The sequence below is a fragment of the Mesorhizobium sp. YC-39 genome (assembly GCF_025753795.1).
Classification (GTDB): domain Bacteria; phylum Pseudomonadota; class Alphaproteobacteria; order Rhizobiales; family Rhizobiaceae; genus Mesorhizobium.
Genome location: NZ_JAOWPS010000001.1, coordinates 504,279 through 522,324, shown reverse-complemented (window position 1 = coordinate 522,324; position 18,046 = coordinate 504,279). Strand labels below are relative to the sequence as shown.

At 62.0% G+C, this 18,046-nt stretch carries 17 protein-coding genes and 1 tRNA gene; 10 read left to right on the top strand and 8 right to left on the bottom strand.

Features of this window, described 5'->3' with window-relative positions; all coding sequences use genetic code 11:
- Positions 1-171: 171 nt before the first annotated feature.
- Positions 172-630 (top strand): YHS domain-containing (seleno)protein, encoded by a 459-nt coding sequence (locus OHD62_RS02535; RefSeq protein ID WP_263780714.1) that lies wholly within the window; start codon positions 172-174, stop codon positions 628-630.
- On the opposite strand, the gene OHD62_RS02530 is transcribed toward OHD62_RS02535, so the two are convergent.
- From OHD62_RS02530 to OHD62_RS02520, 3 genes are all read right to left on the bottom strand, one after another.
- The gene (locus OHD62_RS02530; RefSeq protein ID WP_263782272.1) at positions 627-2,540 is read right to left on the bottom strand and encodes an adenylate/guanylate cyclase domain-containing protein; all 1,914 of its coding nucleotides are present in this window, start codon (positions 2,538-2,540) and stop codon (positions 627-629) included. The two genes, OHD62_RS02535 and OHD62_RS02530, sit on opposite strands and share 4 nt — an antisense overlap.
- 417 nt (positions 2,541-2,957) lie before the next feature.
- Positions 2,958-3,034, bottom strand: a tRNA-Arg gene (locus tag OHD62_RS02525).
- Positions 3,035-3,250: 216 nt separating this feature from the next.
- Entirely contained in the window at positions 3,251-4,762 is a 1,512-nt protein-coding gene (locus tag OHD62_RS02520; RefSeq protein WP_263780713.1) for an ATP-binding protein, read from the bottom strand.
- Between the two features lie 280 nt (positions 4,763-5,042).
- Here OHD62_RS02520 and rpmH point away from each other — a divergent pair, with 280 nt between their 5' ends.
- From rpmH to yidC, 3 genes are read left to right on the top strand one after another with little or no spacing between them, the layout of a single operon-like run.
- Positions 5,043-5,177 carry a 50S ribosomal protein L34 gene (gene rpmH / locus OHD62_RS02515; RefSeq protein WP_008833937.1) on the top strand — a complete coding sequence of 45 codons (135 nt, stop codon included), beginning with the start codon at positions 5,043-5,045 and terminating at the stop codon, positions 5,175-5,177.
- Positions 5,178-5,193: 16 nt separating this feature from the next.
- Entirely contained in the window at positions 5,194-5,547 is a 354-nt protein-coding gene (rnpA, locus tag OHD62_RS02510; RefSeq protein WP_263780649.1) for a ribonuclease P protein component, read from the top strand.
- A gap of 14 nt (positions 5,548-5,561) precedes the next feature.
- Positions 5,562-7,376, top strand: a complete 1,815-nt coding sequence (gene yidC / locus OHD62_RS02505) for a membrane protein insertase YidC (RefSeq protein WP_263780648.1) — start codon at positions 5,562-5,564, stop codon at positions 7,374-7,376.
- 294 nt (positions 7,377-7,670) lie between these two features.
- On the opposite strand, the gene OHD62_RS02500 is transcribed toward yidC, so the two are convergent.
- Positions 7,671-9,218: a DHA2 family efflux MFS transporter permease subunit gene (locus tag OHD62_RS02500; RefSeq protein ID WP_263780647.1), complete on the bottom strand. Its 1,548-nt coding sequence runs from the start codon at positions 9,216-9,218 to the stop codon at positions 7,671-7,673.
- Positions 9,215-10,504: an HlyD family secretion protein gene (locus tag OHD62_RS02495; RefSeq protein ID WP_263780646.1), complete on the bottom strand. Its 1,290-nt coding sequence runs from the start codon at positions 10,502-10,504 to the stop codon at positions 9,215-9,217. The genes OHD62_RS02500 and OHD62_RS02495 overlap by 4 nt, the downstream gene beginning before the upstream one ends.
- Here OHD62_RS02495 and OHD62_RS02490 point away from each other — a divergent pair.
- The 4 genes from OHD62_RS02490 to yihA all read left to right on the top strand — a co-directional run bounded on the left by OHD62_RS02490 (position 10,503) and on the right by yihA (position 12,619).
- Positions 10,503-10,781, top strand: coding sequence for a hypothetical protein (locus OHD62_RS02490; RefSeq protein WP_263780645.1), 279 nt, complete (start codon positions 10,503-10,505; stop codon positions 10,779-10,781). The genes OHD62_RS02495 and OHD62_RS02490 overlap by 2 nt on opposite strands.
- A 90-nt stretch (positions 10,782-10,871) precedes the next feature.
- Positions 10,872-11,186: a hypothetical protein gene (locus OHD62_RS02485; RefSeq protein ID WP_263780644.1), complete on the top strand. Its 315-nt coding sequence runs from the start codon at positions 10,872-10,874 to the stop codon at positions 11,184-11,186.
- 123 nt (positions 11,187-11,309) lie between these two features.
- Positions 11,310-11,948, top strand: coding sequence for a CatB-related O-acetyltransferase (locus OHD62_RS02480; protein WP_263780643.1), 639 nt, complete (start codon positions 11,310-11,312; stop codon positions 11,946-11,948).
- The gene (yihA, locus tag OHD62_RS02475) at positions 11,945-12,619 is read left to right on the top strand and encodes a ribosome biogenesis GTP-binding protein YihA/YsxC (protein ID WP_412177337.1); all 675 of its coding nucleotides are present in this window, start codon (positions 11,945-11,947) and stop codon (positions 12,617-12,619) included. The genes OHD62_RS02480 and yihA overlap by 4 nt, the downstream gene beginning before the upstream one ends.
- Before the next feature lie 115 nt (positions 12,620-12,734).
- Here the strand turns inward: yihA and OHD62_RS02470 are convergent, their stop codons facing one another.
- Complete coding sequence (locus OHD62_RS02470; protein ID WP_263780642.1) at positions 12,735-13,466, bottom strand: TetR/AcrR family transcriptional regulator; 732 nt, start codon at positions 13,464-13,466, stop codon at positions 12,735-12,737.
- A 145-nt stretch (positions 13,467-13,611) separates the two neighbouring features.
- On the opposite strand from OHD62_RS02470, the gene OHD62_RS02465 reads away from it, so the two are divergent.
- Positions 13,612-14,796 carry an HlyD family secretion protein gene (locus OHD62_RS02465; protein ID WP_263780641.1) on the top strand — a complete coding sequence of 395 codons (1,185 nt, stop codon included), beginning with the start codon at positions 13,612-13,614 and terminating at the stop codon, positions 14,794-14,796.
- A gap of 129 nt (positions 14,797-14,925) precedes the next feature.
- On the top strand, positions 14,926-16,521 hold the full coding sequence (locus tag OHD62_RS02460) for a DHA2 family efflux MFS transporter permease subunit (RefSeq protein ID WP_263780640.1): 1,596 nt from the start codon (positions 14,926-14,928) through the stop codon (positions 16,519-16,521).
- Between the two features lie 125 nt (positions 16,522-16,646).
- Here OHD62_RS02460 and msrB read toward each other — a convergent pair whose 3' ends face one another.
- Positions 16,647-17,150: a peptide-methionine (R)-S-oxide reductase MsrB gene (msrB, locus tag OHD62_RS02455; protein ID WP_263780639.1), complete on the bottom strand. Its 504-nt coding sequence runs from the start codon at positions 17,148-17,150 to the stop codon at positions 16,647-16,649.
- Between the two features lie 270 nt (positions 17,151-17,420).
- On the bottom strand, positions 17,421-17,978 hold the full coding sequence (locus tag OHD62_RS02450) for a fasciclin domain-containing protein (protein WP_263780638.1): 558 nt from the start codon (positions 17,976-17,978) through the stop codon (positions 17,421-17,423).
- Positions 17,979-18,046: the final 68 nt, after the last annotated feature.

Here is an 18,046-nt window from a genome sequence, read left to right as displayed (position 1 = left end):
CCGCTGCAATGGGCGCCGGCCCTCCCCACACTCGAACTCCGAAAATCCCCGAAATGTGTTGCGGCCAAGCGCTACAAGAGCGATAATCAGTGCCCGAACGGAATGACGCAGACGGCTTCGTTTGCCGCGGGGCTGGTAGCGGCCCGAGAAGGGCAAATCAGGGAGTTCGCCATGCACAATGTCTCTCGGCGAAAAGCCATTCACCTCGTTCTGGCGGTCGCAGCCGCCCTGTCTGCGACCTCGATGCCCTCTTTTGCCACGGAAGCGGTGCCGCTGGCGATCAAGGGTTATGACCCGGTCGCCTATTTCACCACCGGAAGCCCCACGCGCGGGCTGCCGGAGATCGAGTACGAATGGGACGAGCACCGCTACCTCTTCGCGAGCGCCGAGCATCGCGAGCTTTTCAAGGCCGATCCAGTTCGCTACGCGCCGCAGTTCGGAGATTTTTGTGCAATGGCGCTGGCCTTGGGCGAGGTGGACGAGGCCAACCCCGAGTACTGGCTGATCAGCGACGGCAAGCTTTATATTTTCGGCAAGCCGGCCCCGATGGGACCCGCGCTCTTTCAGCAGGAGCTTGCTGCGAACATCGCGAAGGCCAATCAGAACCGCGCGCTACTTCAAGAACATTAGCGGTTCATTCTCTCGGCCGGGGGCATGTCGCCAGTGACAGGGTAGAGGCCGGCCTTGCGGAATCCGTCGCGCAGATGTTCGAGATCGCCAGAGCTTAGAAACTTGTTTCCGAACTCCTGCGGATCGAAGGTTGGGTCGATGCGGCGTATTATCGTCACGACACGCGCAGCGTCCTCCGCTCGGTTGTGTTGTGCATATGCGGCCGCCAGTAAGATACGGCTGAAGTTCGCGTCTGCGGTTGTTCGAAGATTAAGTTCAGCCTGTTCGATCGCCGCGTCGTAGCGCCCTTTCAGATAGTAGGCCAGGCTCAGCGCAAAGCGATCGATCGCATTGAGATCGGGGTCGATACGCTGCGCCTGCTCCAAGGCCTCGATCGCCGCATCCGTCTGTCCCAGCCACAACAGGATGGTGCCGCGCCCGGCGAGGCCGTGGGCATCGTTTGGATTGATCGCAATGGCGCGCTCGATCTCCGCCTCTGCCTCGTTGTATCTCTGACGAAAGAGGTGGATGTGGCCGAGAGTGATGCGCGCGCGCACTTCGGAATCATCAAGTCTCAGCGCCTTGATTGCCAGTTCCTCGGCACGGCTCAGGAAGGCGGTTGGCGATTCCGCCCAGCCCATCGAGCTGGCAAGGTGATAGGTTTCGGCAAGTGCCGCATAGGCAGCAGCGTAGTTCGGGTCAAGCTCGATAGCGCGTTTGAGCAGGGCGCGCGCCTCCACATTGTTTGCGTGCGTCGGGCGCTGCAATGCCGGCCTGGCGCGCAGCACGTAATCATAGGCTGCGAGATTTTCGGTTGGCTTTGCGAACACCCGATTTTGTTCGATCTGCGTCACGCGAATCGCCAGGACTCTGACAATGTGAGTGACAATGTTGTCCTGCAGCGCAAACACGTCCGCCAGCGCCTCCTCGAAGCGTCCAGACCAAAGCACTCGTCCCTGCCTTGTGTCGACGAGTTGCGCGATGACCCGCACACGGTCGCCGGTCTGGCGAACGCTGCCTTCGACCAGATAGCTGACGGCGAGACCGCGGCCGATCTCCTCCGGGCTTGCGGGCGTTCCCTTGTAGGGGAAGACAGCGTTCCACGACATCACGGTCAGCGCGGAGAACCGACCCAGTGCGTTGATAATATCCTGCGTCAACCCATCCGCGAAATGCTCACGAGCCGAATCGTCGCTGTGGTTCAGGAACGGGAGAATGGCGATCGCGGGTTTCGTGCCAACTTCAGCACTTTTTGTGAATGGATCGCCAGAGCGCAGACTGCTGAGAAATTTCCACTCAGAGCCAAGACCGGTCCACAGCGCGCCTACAATAAGCAAAATCATCAGAGCCAGAGCGGCGAACAATCCCCGGCGCCAGCCGGCAAGCGCCGGAGCGGCCGAGGCGTCGAGCCGCACGCGAAAGGCGCGCACCGGCCGAGCGATGTTCTTGAGCTTCTGTTCGCCGATGTCCTCAAAGGCAATGTCGAGCTTGCCTTGCGCGTCTTCCTGCACGCGGCCCGAGACGCAGATGCCGCCAGGCTCCGCGAGCCCCTCCAAGCGAGCCGCCACGTTGACGCCATCTCCGAAAATGTCATCACCCTCGATGATGATGTCGCCGACATTGATGCCGACGCGGAACTCGATACGTTGTCCTGCCGGCGCCGCGACATTGCGTTCCGCCATGCCGCGCTGGATCTCGACGGCGCAGCGCACGGCCTCGACCACACTCGCGAACTCGACCAGCATCCCATCGCCGGTGGTCTTGACAATCCGCCCGCGGTGTTCGTTGATCTTTCGGTCGACCAGAGCACCCCGATGCGCCTTCAGCTGGGCGAGCGTACCTTCCTCGTCGTTGCCCATCAGCCGGCTGTAGCCGGCGATGTCGGCCGCTAGAATGGCCGTAAGTCGCCGCTCAACATGCTCGATTGACAATCTGACTCTCCCAGCGCGGAGTAGCCCACCACATCGGCAGCAAGAATGGCAGTAAGCTCGCCATCCACGACGGCGTTTTTTAAGACCACTTATGCCCGAGGAATGCACCGTAGCAGAAGTCGGCCGCATTGTATCGCCGCAAGGCCCCTGCTGTGCAGGCACCGGAAGGTCTGGAATGGATCGATATCGTTGAAAAAGTCGAACGGTGCCCCGCGAGATGCCGTTTGCCCAACGTTGGCGGAATGACTTTCCGGGGACGTGCGGTCTACGAAATGAACTTGCGCCGAAACCGCGCGCTCTCGCCATTCCGAGAAAGTCATTTCAGCGCACTATAGACCAAGTAACGTCTGCGGATTTTTTCAACGATATCGATCAAACCGGACGTCGCGCTACACGATTTTGGAATGTACATCCAATTGGCGCGCCCGAAGAGATTCGAACTCCTGACCCCCAGATTCGTAGTCTGGTGCTCTATCCAGCTGAGCTACGGGCGCGCAACAGGCCATGCTTTGCATAGCCCCCGCGATCCGATCGTGACGACCGGCCGCGAATGTGGAGTGTTCCCTAGCGACTGAATTTCGGAAAAGCAAGCCGATCCGGCAAAAGTTTTGCTGTTCGCGCACTGGCCGGTTCTTTGTTCCGCGCAATTGCGGACGAAAACCGTTGCGCACTTTTCCTGGAATTGCTCCCGATCAGGGAATTGCTCCGGATCAGGCTGGGCGGCGCAGACTGCTGCGGGCCTGGTCGAGCCGGACCGGCTGGTCGGGAATGGTCACCGCGAAGGTGGTGCGGCCGCCAACGCTTTCGACAAGCTCCACCGTGCCGCCATGGGCGCGGATCAATTCATAGGCGATCGCCAGGCCAAGCCCGGTGCCGCCGCTGCGGGCCGAACCGCGGAACGCGGCGAACAGGTTTTCGCGCGCCTTCGGCGGCAGGCCTGGTCCAGTGTCGGTGACGATGATGCGGCTGACGCTGCCCAGGCGCTCGGCAGACACCGCCAGCCGGCGTACCAGAGCGCTCTCCTGGTCCGCCGCCATCGCCTGCACGGCGTTGCGGCAAAGATTGGTGAGCACGCGGAAAAGCTGATCGGAATCGGCATCGACCTCGAAGGCCAGATCGACGGCATTGACGAATTCGATGCCGCCTTCGGTGTCGAGCAGGCCGTGGACGTCATCGACCAATTGGCGCAGTCGCAGCCTGCGGCGCGAAGGCGGCGGCTCCTGCGTGCGGCCATAGGCAAGCACGCCTTCCGAATAGGAAACGGCACGATCGAGCGCGCGCAGCAGTTTCGGCGCGAAGGCCTGCACGGTCGGGTCCTTGACCAGGCGCAGGCGGTCCGAAATCAGCTGCGCCGAAGCCAGGATGTTGCGCATGTCGTGGTTGATCTTCGACACGGCGAGACCGAGGTCGGCGAGGTGCTTCTGCTCGGCGAGCATCTTCTGCAAGCGCTCCTGCATCTGCGAGAGTTCGCGCTCGGCGACGCCGATCTCATCCGCTCGGGCTGCAGGACGGATAATGCGCCCGGGATCGTCGGGCGCCTCTGAGAAGGACAGCATCGAGCGCGTCATCGTGCGGATCGGACCGATCATGATCAGGTCAATGGCGGCATAGACCAGCATGGCGGTGAACAGCGAGATCAGCAGCGAGACGAAGGCGACGTTGCGCGAATAGATCAGCATGGCCTTGCGCAGGCTGTGATCGGGCATGATCAGTTCGAACTCCTTGTCGCTCTCGCCGACCGGGCCGAACACGCGCAACATGCGGTTGCCGCCGAAAAACAGCGTATCGAGGGCGCCCGTCATGCCGCTGACCATGCCGACATTGGCGATATCGATGTGCTCGTCGACATGCGGCGGCATCTCGGCCACGACGAGAAGCCGCGAGACGCCGCCGTCGCGCACGGCGATCGCCTTGGCGCCGATCGCCATCAGCACGTCGTTCTGGGCGGCGCGCGACAGCGAGGCGGGATCGCCCTGCACCAGCACGATCGACACGGCGGCAGCGGTGCTCAGCCGCTCCTTCAGCCAACTCACCCGATAGCTGGCGATCCAGGGCAGAAAGATCAGGATCTCGGCAAGGAGCACGAAAACGATGGTGAGCAGCAGCAGCTTTGTCGACAAGCCACGCGACAAGGGCACCGCACGGGGCACGGTGCGGGACACCGTCCCGGCGGCGGTCTTCGCCGGATCGACCGTTTCATCCGCGGATGGGACTTCGCTCATGCTGCTCTTGTCTTCACGATCACTTGATCAGCTGAGATTAGGCGATTGCAGCTTTTTTGCCAAATTCATCCTTGGTCGAAACATCGGACCAGACCGTCAAGACTTCGGCCGTCGGCCTGACGGCGCTGGATTGACTTCCAAAATCCTTCTTTCTATAAGCCCGCTCACGCTCGGGCCATTCGTCCCGGCGCGGTTTCGATCGCGCCAAAACCGGCCCGGCAAAGCTCCTGTTACAGAGTGACAGAATCAAGAAGGGCCGCACCCCGCGGTATTAAAACAAATGAAGCGTACCTACCAACCGTCCAAACTCGTCCGCAAGCGCCGGCACGGTTTCCGTGCCCGCATGGCCACCAAGGGTGGTCGCGGCGTCGTCGCAGCCCGCCGCAACCGCGGCCGCAAGCGGCTCAGCGCCTGAACGGAAGACGAGATCGTTGCCCGCCACCGGCAAGCCAGTGGGACCAAATCCCAAGCGGCTTCTGAAGCGCGCGGAATTCCTGGCCGTCCGGCGTGGCGAAAAGCGCCGTGGGCGGCTTTTTCTCGTCGAGGTTCTCGACCGCGGCGACGATCTGTCGCCGCGCGTCGGCTACACCGTCACCAAGAAGGTCGGCAACGCCGTGGTGCGCAACCGTGTAAGGCGGCGGCTCAGGGAAGCCATGCGCACGCATGCGGCAGATGACATGGCGCCTGGCAATGACTATGTCATCGTCGGGCGCGAAGACGTGCTTGCCATTCCGTTCGGCCAATTGAAGGCCGAACTCTCCCGCCGATTGCGCGGAACACGATAGGCCAAGGGCTTTCGATGGAAAACAACCGGAACTTCTTCATCACCATCGCGCTGTCGGTGCTGATCCTGACGCTGTGGCAGGTGTTCTATATGAACCCGCGCGTCGAAGCACAGCGCGAGGCGGCCCGCATCGAAGAGCAGCGGGTGGCTGAGCAGAAGAAGGCGGCCGAAGGCGCCAATCCCGGCGGCACGGGAACGCCGGTGCCGCCGCAGGGCGCCATTCCCAGCGCGCCCGGCGGCGAAGTCGTAACGGCGGCCGGCCGCGATCAGGCTCTGGCGGCGACGGCACGCGTCAAGATCGACACGCCAAGCCTCGAGGGCTCGATCAACCTCACCGGGGCACGCCTCGACGACCTCAAGCTCAAGCACTACACGGAGACGGTCGACAAGAACTCGCCGGAGATCGAGTTGCTCAATCCGTCGGCGCTGCCTAATGGCTATTTTGCCGAGATCGGCTTTGTCGGCAACGACAAGACCGGCGCGGTGCCAGGTTCGGACACGGTGTGGAAGGTTGACGGCAATGCGACGCTCACGCCGTCGAGCCCGGTGACGCTGACCTATTCGAATGACAAGGGCCTGACCTTCAAGCGCACCTTCTCGGTCGACAACGACTACATGTTCACGGTTTCCGATACGGTGCAGAATTCGGGTGCTGCCGCCGTCTCATTGTTCAACTATGGCCGCGTCACACGTTTCGACAAGCCGGCCGTTGCCAGCATCTATGTGCTGTTCGAAGGCCTGATCGGCTTCACCGGCGAGGAAGGCCTGCAGGAACACAAATACGCGTCCATCGAAAAGGACAGGGAATTCAAGCCAGGCAAGTCGACCGACGGCTGGCTGGGCATCACCGACAAATACTGGGCGGTGACGCTGGTGCCGACCGAGAAGCAGCCGTTCCAGCCGCGCTATGCCTATTTCGAGGATGGCCGGCACCGCTATCAGTCCGACTTCCTGACCGACCCGATCAATGTCGAGGCCGGCCAGTCGGCGACCGTCGAGACCGAGGTCTTCGCCGGCGCCAAGGAGGTTGGCAAGATCAATGCCTATGCCGAGGACCGCCACATCAAGCGGTTCGACCTGTTGATCGACTGGGGCTGGTTCCATTTCATCACCAAGCCGATGTTCTGGCTGATCGACACGCTTTACAAATTCTTCGGCAATTTCGGCCTGGCGATCCTCGCCACCACCGTCATCGTCAAGGCCATCTTCTTCCCGCTCGCCAACAAGTCCTATGCGTCGATGGCGAACATGAAGAAGGTGCAGCCCAAGATGCTGGAGATCCGCGAGAAATATGCGGACGACAAGATGAAACAGCAGCAGGCGATGATGGAGCTCTACAAGACCGAGAAGATCAACCCGATCGCCGGCTGCTGGCCGGTGGCGCTGCAGATCCCGGTCTTCTTCGCGCTCTATAAGGTGCTCTACATCACCATCGAGATGCGGCACGCGCCGTTCTTCGGCTGGATCCAGGATCTGGCCGCACCAGACCCGACCTCGATCTTCAACCTGTTCGGCCTCATTCCAATCACCCTGCCGCACATGCTGATGATCGGCGTCTGGCCGCTGGTCATGGGCGTGACGATGTTCCTGCAGATGCGCATGAACCCGACGCCGCCGGACCCGACGCAAGCTGCGATCTTCACCTGGATGCCGGTCATCTTCACTTTCATGATGGCGGGCTTCCCCGCCGGCCTGGTCATCTACTGGGCCTGGAACAACCTGCTGTCGATCCTGCAGCAAGGCGTAATCATGAAGCGCCAAGGCATAAAGATCGAGTTGTGGGACAATCTGGTGGCCCTGTTCCGCAAGAAACCCTCGCCCGCGGAATAGCGGGCACCCCGACCCCCATATCGAATTTGCAAAGACCCCGGTTCGTCCGGGGTTCTTTGCTATGGGAGATCACATTTCGCCGGCGGCGAAACTTTGGCTTGCCACGCTCCGTTGCTGCTCAGGTGCCATACTACGGTGACGGCTTCCGGCGCGCTGGCGCCGGTGCTTGGGAGGCCGTACCGGCGACCGGGGTCCCGTCATCCTTCGCGGGACCCCGGTTTCTAGATTGACGTTTCGAGCCCTGCGCGGCCGCGACTTGCCCTGACGGATAGGCAAGAGCGCGCTTCCGAAGCGTTATTCCACGACCGCGCTGTGATCGACCTTGGCCGGCGTGGAAGGCTTGCGCAACAGCAGAACCAGCGGGATGGCGGCAAGCGACAGGATCATCATCAGCTTGAAGTCGTTCATATAACTGATGATCGTCGCTTGCAGCGTGACCACGCCATCAAGCGCGGCGCGGCCGGCGGCACTGTAAGGGTTCATTGTCTCAGAGATCGCCGGGTTGCTGAACGCCTGATTGTAGGGCGTCACATAGGTGGCGATGTTTGCGTGGTTGATCTGCACGTTCTGCGTCAAAAGCGCAGTAACGACCGATATGCCGACGCTGGAGCCGATGTTTCGCGACAGATTGTACAGCCCCGTCCCTTCCGCACGCCGCTCCGGCGCCAGCGTAGCGAAGGTGATGGTGGTGAGCGGAACGAACAGGAAGCCGAGCCCCGCGCCCTGGATGAAGCCGGTGCTGATGATCGTCCATTGCGATACGTCCGGGGTCCAGCCGGTCATGTCATACATCGCCCAGGCGGTGACCAGCAGGCCGGTCAACAGCAGCCAGCGTGTATCCACCTTGCCGACCAGCCTGCCGACGAGGAACATGCAGGCCATGGTGCCAAGTCCGCGCGGTCCCATGACGACACCGGCCGTTACCACCGGATAGCCCATCAGCGTCTGCAGATAGGGCGTCATCAGCGCCAGCGAGGCCAGATAGGTGATGCCGATGATGAAAATGAAGACCATCCCGACCGCGAAATTCCTGTCGAGGAAAAGCCGGGGATTAACGAACGTATTGCGGGCGGTGAAGGTGTGGACGAGGAAGATGTAGAAAGCCGACGCGCAGATCAGCGCCTCGACGATGATCTCGGATGACGAGAACCAGTTGAGCTGCTCGCCGCGATCGAGAAACATCTGCAGCGCCGCGATGGTGATGCTGAGCATGCCGAAGCCCAGCCAGTCGAGCCTTGCCTTGATGTCCGTCTTGGTTTCCTGGACGAACATCGACACGCCGGCGAAGGCCAGCATGCCGATCGGGACGTTGATGTAGAAGACCCAGCGCCAGCTGACATTTTCGGTCAGCCAGCCGCCTATGACCGGTCCGAGCACCGGTCCGACCATGACGGAAACGCCGAACAGCGCCATGGCCGAGCCGCGCTCTTCGACGTTGTAGATATCGAGCAGGATGCTTTGCGACAGCGGCACAAGAGCCGCGCCGAACAGGCCCTGCAGCAGCCGAAAGCCAACGATCTGCGGCAGCGACTGCGCGAACCCGCAAAGCACGGACGCGACCACGAAGCCGGTGATCGAGGTCAAAAGAATGCGCTTGCGGCCAAAACGATTGGCAAGGTAGCCGGAAGGCGGCGTCATCACGGCCGCCGCGACGATGTAGGAGGTGAGCACCCAGTTGATCTGGTCGGCGCTCGCCGAAACGCTGCCCTGGATATAGGGAAGCGCCACGTTGGCGATGGTCGTGTCCAGCGCCTGCATGATGACGGCCAGGATAACGCAGGCGGTGATGGCGCCGCGATTGGCGACCACCGATGCGCCACCTGTCGCGGACGCGTTGGTCATGACTTCTGCTCGAACCTGTCGATGAGGTTGGTGACGAAGTCCGGCAGGCCGCGCGCATGGCCGGTGTCGATGCCGACGACGACGCTCATTCCGCCCCGCAGCGGCGGTTTGCCCTGGGGATCGTCAATGGTCACGCGCATGGGGATGCGCTGCACGACCTTGACCCAGTTGCCGGTGGTGTTCTGCGCGGGCAGCAGCGGGAAGCTCGACGACGAGGCGGGGCTGATGCTGGCGACCGTGCCGTGCCAGACCGCGCCCGGATAGGTGTCGACGCTGATGGTCGCCGTCTGTCCCGGCCGGACATAGGTCAGCTCGGTTTCCTTCGGCTCCGCCGCGATCCAGAGATCGGTCGCCGAAACCAGGCTGAATGCCGGCTGCGAAGCCGGCAAATACTTGCCGACCTGGAGCGCGTCGACATTGGTGACAATGCCGTCGAACGGCGCCTTGACGACGGAATCGCCGAGGTTGCGCTGGGCGTCGTCCACGGCCGACTGGGCCTGGAGGTAGAAGGGGTTCTTCTCCACGGGCTGGTTGGCGTCGTCGCCGAGCTGGGCAAGCGTCGCCTGAGCCTGGGCCTTGGCGACGGAGACTTTCTGGCGGGCGGCAACAAGGTCGTGCTGGGCGCTGTCGAAACTTGCCTTGGAGGCTGTGGAGGTCTTGAGCAGATCCTGCTGGCGCTGGAAGGCTGCCTCATAGTAGGGAATATCGGCCTCGGCCTGCTCGATCTGCGCCAGCGATTGCTGGTAACTCGCCTGCAAGGTCAGCACCTGGTTGCGCACCGTGCCGAGCTGGGCCTGGGCGGCGGCGAGAGCGGTTTCGAAGGAGGCCGGCTTCAGCCGAAAAAGCACCTGGCCCTGTTTCACCGCCTCGTTGTCGTGCACGTCGATCTCAACAACGGTGCCGGAGACATCGGTGGAGACACCGAGCGACTGGGCCTGGATGTAGGCATTGTCGGTGGTCATGACCTGGCCACCGACAACGTAGTAATAGCCGCCGACGACCAGCGCCACGGGGAGCAGAGCAAAAAGGATCGGCCGTGTCAGGCTGCGCCTTGGCTTGACCGGAGCGAGAGGCGCCACAGTGACCGCGGCTTGCTGCGGCTGCGGGGACGGAGCCTCCAGCGCCGACGGCTCGAGGGCAACCGGCGCTTCCAGTTCGTTATCATCAATGACAGTGTTGGCTCGCCTCTGCTCGCGCTCGCTGTCCAGCCGGATTATCTGGTCGCTCGCCCGATCCGCGGAAGGTTGATCCCCGGACGGCTTCTTTGGTGAGGTTGATTCAGCCATGTATTTTCTCCCGGTCGATGGCTGGCTGGGTGCAAGCCTCGAGCAGATTGGATTTGATCAGGGTCAGGGTTTGCAGCTGATACTGCTGGGCGTCGGACGCGCGCCAACGCGGCTCAAACCGCTTTCCAAGCAGGCGCGCGACATCGTGCAGCACGAAGCTGATGTTGGGTGTGGAGGACATGGCAGGGATAGCGGAGTCGGCGAGCAACTTTTCGTGAGCATGCTTATTATCATCATGCACATAATCCTGCTGGACGCGGTGCGCAAGATGGATTAGGCCGCCTGGAGCAAATGTCACATCGGCGGTGGCGCAAAGGAAGGACCGGTAAGGGGCCGGTGAAAACAAGGGGCCGGTGAAAAGATGACGATGAACTGGCTCAGAATCGCGACCGTGGCTGTCCTGTCGAGCTGTGCGTTTCCGGCCGCCGCCAAGGAGGCCGTCAGCTGTGGCGGGGCCGCGATGCTGGGCGGCGCGCAATTGAACTGCAGCCATGTCGAACCCAAGGCGCCGCCGCAGTTCTGCAGCTTTAGCTGGGCTTTGCACATGCCGACCGGCGATCAGAAGATCGTCGAGGGCAGCTTCCTTTTGCCGCCAGGCGCCGCGAATGTCAGCGTCTACCAGGGCAGTGGTTTCGACCGGTCGATGTCCGATCCGATCGTGATTTGCCGTGGCACGAAGTGAACATCGAAGCCATGCAGGGCGCGCTCATCGGGCGATTGGTGCTATGGGGCGGATCACGCTATTTTGAAGGGCGCTTGCGGATTTCGCCTGCGCGCGACTGCCAACCACTCGACGGACCTCGACATGGACGGACCCAACCCCAACATCAAGCATCCGATCCCGATGCACACGCGCGTCGGCTTCCTCAAGGGACTGGTCAACGCACCGAATATCGAGATCGGCGACTTCACCTATTATGACGATCCGGACGGACCGGACAAATTCGCCGAGCGGTGCGTGCTGCATCATTATCCGTTCATCGGCGACAAGCTGATCATCGGCAAATTCTGCGCCATCGCCGAGGGCGCGCGCTTCATCATGAACGGCGCCAACCACGCCATGTCCGGCTTCTCGACCTACCCGTTCAACATCTTCGGTCATGGCTGGGAACAGGGTTTCGACCCCAAGACGTGGTCGAAGGAAATACGCGGCGACACGGTGCTCGGCAATGATGTATGGATCGGCATGGAGGCGGTGATCCTGCCCGGCGTCGAGATCGGCCATGGCGCCATCGTGGCGGCGAAATCGGTCGTCACGCACGACGTGCCGCCCTATGCGATCGTCGCCGGCAATGCGGCCAAGGTGGTGAAGATGCGTTTCGACGACAAGACGATCAGGCGGCTTTTGATGGCGGCCTGGTGGGATTGGCCAGTGGACAAGATCAGCCGCAACCTCAACGCCATCCGAGGCGCCAATATCTCTCTTCTGGAGGCAGCGGTTTGAACGCGCCAGGCAACACGACAAGTGACAAGACCGTGATCGGCACCGAACTGTTCACGCAAGCGTGGATCTTCATCCGCGGCGTGCCGTCGATGAAGTTCCTGCCGCCGGAAGGGCCGCCGGAGATCGCCTTCGCCGGCCGTTCGAATGTCGGCAAATCATCGCTGATCAACGCACTGGTCAACCAGAAAGGGCTGGCGCGCACCTCCAACACGCCGGGGCGAACGCAGGAGCTCAATTATTTCGTGCCGGACGGGTTTTCGGGCGAAGGCGCCGACCTGCCGCCAATGGCACTGGTCGACATGCCGGGTTACGGCTATGCGAGCGCGCCGAAGGAAAAGGTCGACGACTGGACAAAGCTGGTCTTCGACTATCTCAAGGGCCGCGTGACGCTGAAGCGCGTCTATGTGCTGATCGACGCCCGCCACGGCATAAAGGCCAAGGACGACGAGGTGCTGTCACTGCTCGACAAGGCGGCGGTGTCCTACCAGATCGTGTTGACCAAGACCGACAAGATCAAGACGGCCGGCGTGCCGCGATTGATCGAAGAGACATTGGCGAAAATCAAGAAGCGGCCGGCCGCGTTTCCGTTCGTTCTGGCGACATCGTCGGAAAGAAACGAGGGCCTCGAGGATTTGCGCACCGCGATCGTGCTCGCCGCCAACGGCGGCTAGAGCAATTCCAGGAAAAGTGTGTAACGGTTTTCCGTCCGGAATTGCGTCAAAACAAAGAGATAGAGCAGTTCTTCGTTTCCGTTAAACGATGAACGGCTCTAGCGCAAAAAACAGGTTAGCGCTTGGCCTCCAGTGCAATCATCTGGTGGCTTTCTTCCTCGGCAAGCCTTTCGGTGCCGTAGGCCTTCAGGAACATGCCGACGCCTGACCTGACGATGTGGTCGATTTCGTCCGGGCTTGGAGCCTTGGTGCGGTAGGCGAATATGCACTGGCGGAAAAGACCGGCCAGGCACAGTTCGGTGAACTGATAGGCGGCAAGATCGACATCGTCGATCTTGAGCAGGCCGCGCTCGATGGCGGCATTGAGAAAGGCCACGACCTTGTCATGGCCGCGCTTCGGGCCGCGTTCGTAAAAGCGCGCGCCCATGTCGGGTATCCTGTCGGACGCGCCGATCACCGTGCGCTGCGCCTGGATGACCTTGGCCGAGGTGATCTTGAGGGACAGCACCTTGCCGAACTTCACCAGCGTCTCACGAAGATCGTCGGCGCGGTCGAGCATATCGTACATGTTCTTGAAGATCGTGCCGCGCTCTTCCTCGATCAGCGCCTCGAACAGCTCTTCCTTGTTGGCGAAATAGACGTAGATCGTGCCCTTGGAGACGCCGGCCTCGCGCGTGATGTCGTTCATCGACGCCGCCTCAAAACCCTTGTCGATGAAGACACGGCGCGCGCCCTCGATGATCTGACTGCGTTTGACCGGGTCCTGCCCGGCCGCCGGGCGGCCACGACGCAGGCCGTCCAGCACATCGCACTGGTCCTTGCCGGTGTCGGATAGTGTTTCGCCCATAAAAGTCACACCTCGCAAAATAATTCGAACCAACCGGTTCGATTGCCCTTGATATGGGCCCGTTTTAGCGCTAGGTCAATGCCCAGATCGAACCGAACGGTTCAGTGTAACAGATTTTCCTCATATAGACCTACTGAGAGATATCATGTCCTCGAACGCGCCCGTTACCGCCGAAGTCCGCCCATTCCCCAATGCCAAGGTCGCTCCGGCGACCGAAGCGCCGGAAGTGCCCGTCCAGCCCGCAATAAGCGCCCCGGCCGAGGCGCCAGCCAAGAAGAAGCGCTCGGTGCGCTCGCTTCTGCTGCCCATCATCGGGCTTGGGCTGCTCGGCGCCGGCGCCTGGTACGGCTACAATTACTGGACCGACGGCCGCTTCATGATCTCAACCGATGACGCCTATGTCCAGGCCGACATGGCGTTCATCTCGCCAAAAATTTCGGGCTATGTCGACCAGGTCAAGGTGAGCGAGAACCAGCTGGTGAAGGCCGGCGACCCGCTGCTGACCGTCGATGACGGCGACTATAAAATAGCCGTCGCTCAGGCAGAGGCGCAGATCGCCACGCTGAGCAAGACGCTCGACCGCATCGACGCGCAGACCGAGGCGGCGCGGGCCTCGCTGCAGCAGGCGCAGGCGCAAAAGACTGCCGACCAGGCCGCGACCGACAATGCAGCGCGTGCCCAGCAGCGCGCAGCACAGCTGCTCAAGACACATGTCGGCACACAGGCGCAGCTCGACGACGCCCAGACCGCCCTCGATCAGGCCAAGGCAGCACTTGTCGGCGCCGACGCGCAGATCGCCGCCGCGCAAGCCAATATCGGCGTGCTTCAGGCGCAGCGCGCGGAATCGGCGAGCACACTGGCCTCGCTGCAGCTCAGCCACGACAAGGCCGCGCGCGACCTGTCCTTCACCGTGCTCAAGGCGCCCTATGACGGCGTCGTCGGCAACCGTTCCGTCGAACAGGGCGACCTGGTCAGCCCCGGACAGAAACTTGCCGTTATCGTGCCGATGGACAAGCTCTATATCGTCGCCAATTTCAAGGAGACGCAGCTTGGCCGCCTGGTGCCTGGCGAAAAGGTCCGGATTTCGGTCGACGCGATCGACGGCCACGATTTCGAAGGCACGGTGTCGTCGCTGGCGCCAGCCTCGGGTGCGGTGTTCTCACTGCTGCCGCCGGAAAACGCCACCGGCAACTTCACCAAGGTCGTGCAGCGCGTGCCGGTGCGCATCGACGTGCCGGCGGATGTGCTGAAGACAGGCAGGCTGCGCGCGGGTCTCAGCGTCATCGTCGCCGTCGATAGCCGCACGGCGCCCGCCGCGACGACCAACTAGTACTTTGGGGGGCGGCTCAGTGGCCTGTTGAGCGCTGAGCCGCCCTGCCTGCCAGTTATTTGTTTTGACGCAATTCCGGACGGAAAACCGCTGCGCACTTTTCCTGGAATTGCTTAGGGAGGCCATGACATGGCAACCGCAACCATTACCGCCGGATCGGTGCCGGCCATCCCGGCTCAGACCGATCACATTCCGATCCGCCGCGTCATCGCCTTCCTGGCGATGGTGTTCGGCATGTTCATGGCGATCCTGGATATCCAGATCGTCTCGGCCTCGCTGGCCGAGATCCAGGCGGGCTTGAGCGCCAGTTCCGACGAGATCCCGTGGGTGCAGACCGCCTATCTGATCGCCGAAGTGGTCATGATCCCGCTGTCGGGTTTCCTCAGCCGGATGCTGTCGACACGCGTGCTGTTCACCATTTCGGCGGCAGGCTTCACCGCGGCCAGCGCTCTTGCCGCGACCGCGACCAATATCGACCAGATGATCGTCTACCGCGCCGTGCAGGGCTTCATCGGCGGCGGCATGATCCCGAGCGTCTTTGCAGCCGCCTTCACCATCTTCCCGCCGTCGCGCCGCGCCATCGTTTCGCCGATGATCGGCCTGGTGGCGACGCTGGCGCCGACCATCGGCCCGACCGTCGGCGGCTATATCAGCCACGCCATGTCCTGGCACTGGCTGTTCCTCGTCAACGTCGTACCCGGCATTCTGGTGACGACGGCCGCCTGGTCGCTGATCGACTTCGACAAGCCCAATCTCAAGCTGTTCAGCAAGTTCGACTGGTGGGGTCTTGCCGGCATGGCCGCCTTCCTGGGCTGCATGGAATATGTGCTGGAGGAAGGCCCCAACAATGACTGGCTGCAGGATCAGGGGGTGTTCATCTGCGCCATTGTCATGACCGTCGGCGCGGTGCTGTTCTTCTGGCGCGTCTTCACCGCCGAGGAGCCTATCGTCGATCTGAAGGCGTTCAGCAACATCAATTTCGCTTTCGGCTCGCTGTTCTCCTTCGTCGTCGGCATCGGCCTTTATGGCCTGACCTATCTTTACCCAGTGTTCCTCGGGCGCATCCGCGGCTACGATTCGATGATGATCGGCGAGGCGCTGTTCGTCAGCGGTCTGGCCATGTTCTTCACCGCGCCGATCTCCGGCATCCTGTCGAGCAAGATGGATCCGCGCATCATGATGATGATCGGCTTCTTCGGCTTCGCCACGGGAACCTGGTGGATGACGCATCTGACCGCCGACTGGGATTTCTATGAACTGCTGATCCCGCAGATCCTGCGCGGCTGTTCGATGATGCTGTGCATGGTGCCGATCAACAACATTGCGCTCGGAACCTTGCCACCAGAGCGGCTGAAGAACGCGTCGGGCCTGTTCAACCTGACCCGCAATCTCGGCGGCGCCGTCGGCCTGGCCGTCATCAACACGGTGCTGATCGACCGCAATGCCTTCCACTACGCCAGGCTCTCCGAGCATGTGCAGTGGGGCAGCGCGGCCGCGCAGGAGAAGCTGCAGAACATGACGCTCAACTTCGAACAGACCGCCGGGCTCGACGCCTCCAAGGCGGCGATCTCCAAACTGTCGGGCATGGTCCAGCAGCAGGCGTCGCTGCTGTCATTCATGGACGTGTTCTTCATGCTGACGGTGTTGTTCGCCACGCTGGGACTCTTCACCCTGTTCATCCGCAAGCCTGCCGCACAGGGCGGCGGTGGCGGCGGAGGCCATTGAGGCGCGCTGGATCCCCCGCCTGGCGCCCTCGCGCATGACCCCGAAAGCAATTTTCGGGGTCATGCGCAAAATCAGTCGTTGCAATGTTCTCACGCGCTCCGACAAAGTCGGGGTCGCAGTTATCCTCAGGCCGTGGCCGGCTTGAAGCTCAGCGCCACGCCGTTGATGCAGTGGCGCAGGCCGGTGGGCGGCGGGCCGTCGTCGAAGACATGGCCGAGATGGCCGCCGCAGCGCCGGCAATGGACCTCGGTGCGGGTCATGCCCAGGGACCTGTCCTGTGTCGTGCCGACGGCGTTGGGAATTTCCTGCCAGAAGCTCGGCCAGCCGGTGCCGGAATCGAATTTGGTCTCCGAGGAATAGACCGGCAATTCGCAGCCGGCGCAGGCGAAGATACCCTTGCGATGTTCGTTGAGCAGCGGGCTGGTGCCGGGATATTCGGTGCCTTCCTTGCGCAGCACATTGTAGGCCGCATCGGACAGGATGGCGCGCCATTCGGCGTCGGTCTTGGTGACCTCGAAAGTTTCGGCCGCTCGCGCATCCGGCGATCCGCCCATGCGCAGCATTGCCGCCGTTCCCGCCAGCAATGCCACGCCAGCGGCACCGCTCCAAAGAAAGTCGCGACGGGTCATCACCATTCCTCTATCTCTTTGTTGAGCATGATCTTTCCGAAAACCGGATTCCACTTTTCGGGATCATGCTCTGTTCCCTTGCCAAATTCGACCGTCACACGGAAATCAAAAGCCGGTGACGGCCAGCTCCTGGAAACGGGCACTCCGCACCGGCTCCAAGCCTGGAGCAACGATGCGGAGTGTACGCTTGCCGACGGCGCAGGTCACGGGAACACACCCACGCGATCGGCGAGGAGCCTTGGCCATACTTCGCTGGCAGCGGGCCTTTCGTTACATCTTCGGCAGAAGAACCTTGTCGATGACGTGGATGACGCCATTGGACTGCTCGACATCGGCGATGGTGACGTTGGCGACATTGCCGTTCTCGTCGGTCACGGTGACCTTGCCGCCGTCGGTCTTGAGCGTCAGCTCGCAACCGCCGGCCGTCTTGACCTTGTGGGCACCGCCATCGTCCTTGACCATCTTGGTCACATCCGCGGCAAGCGCCTTGGCACCGACGACGTGGCAGGTCAGGATCTTGACCAGCTTGTCCTTGTTTTCGGGCTTGAGCAAGGCCTCGACGGTGCCAGCCGGAAGTGCTGCAAAGGCTTCGTTGGTCGGCGCGAACACGGTGAAGGGGCCGGCGCTCTGCAGCGTTTCGACAAGGCCGCCGGCCTTGACGGCCGCGACCAGCGTCGTGTGGTCCTTCGAATTGACGGCGTTCTCGACGATGTTCTTGGTGGCGTACATGGCGGCGCCGCCGACCATCGGATTCTGGGCATAGGCCGCGGTGGCAAGAGCCGAAACGGCGACCGTACCGGCAAGCAAAAGGGTGGCGAATTTACGCATTGTTTCAATCTCCTCAGGTTATTGTTCGCCTCTTTCGGGAACACAGGGAGATACGAGGTGTAATCGGA

What these genes read in the sequence shown, in the direction of transcription:
- OHD62_RS02535 (WP_263780714.1), top strand. Translation starts at nt 172, where the DNA reads ATGCACAATGTCTCTCGGCGAAAAGCCATTCACCTCGTTCTGGCGGTC.
- OHD62_RS02520 (WP_263780713.1), bottom strand. Translation starts at nt 4,762, where the DNA reads ATGAGCGAAGTCCCATCCGCGGATGAAACGGTCGATCCGGCGAAGACC.
- rpmH (WP_008833937.1), top strand. Translation starts at nt 5,043, where the DNA reads ATGAAGCGTACCTACCAACCGTCCAAACTCGTCCGCAAGCGCCGGCAC.
- yidC (WP_263780648.1), top strand. Translation starts at nt 5,562, where the DNA reads ATGGAAAACAACCGGAACTTCTTCATCACCATCGCGCTGTCGGTGCTG.
- OHD62_RS02500 (WP_263780647.1), bottom strand. Translation starts at nt 9,218, where the DNA reads ATGACCAACGCGTCCGCGACAGGTGGCGCATCGGTGGTCGCCAATCGC.
- OHD62_RS02490 (WP_263780645.1), top strand. Translation starts at nt 10,503, where the DNA reads ATGTATTTTCTCCCGGTCGATGGCTGGCTGGGTGCAAGCCTCGAGCAG.
- OHD62_RS02495 (WP_263780646.1), bottom strand. Translation starts at nt 10,504, where the DNA reads ATGGCTGAATCAACCTCACCAAAGAAGCCGTCCGGGGATCAACCTTCC.
- OHD62_RS02485 (WP_263780644.1), top strand. Translation starts at nt 10,872, where the DNA reads ATGAACTGGCTCAGAATCGCGACCGTGGCTGTCCTGTCGAGCTGTGCG.
- OHD62_RS02480 (WP_263780643.1), top strand. Translation starts at nt 11,310, where the DNA reads ATGGACGGACCCAACCCCAACATCAAGCATCCGATCCCGATGCACACG.
- OHD62_RS02470 (WP_263780642.1), bottom strand. Translation starts at nt 13,466, where the DNA reads ATGGGCGAAACACTATCCGACACCGGCAAGGACCAGTGCGATGTGCTG.
- OHD62_RS02465 (WP_263780641.1), top strand. Translation starts at nt 13,612, where the DNA reads ATGTCCTCGAACGCGCCCGTTACCGCCGAAGTCCGCCCATTCCCCAAT.
- OHD62_RS02460 (WP_263780640.1), top strand. Translation starts at nt 14,926, where the DNA reads ATGGCAACCGCAACCATTACCGCCGGATCGGTGCCGGCCATCCCGGCT.
- msrB (WP_263780639.1), bottom strand. Translation starts at nt 17,150, where the DNA reads ATGACCCGTCGCGACTTTCTTTGGAGCGGTGCCGCTGGCGTGGCATTG.
- OHD62_RS02450 (WP_263780638.1), bottom strand. Translation starts at nt 17,978, where the DNA reads ATGCGTAAATTCGCCACCCTTTTGCTTGCCGGTACGGTCGCCGTTTCG.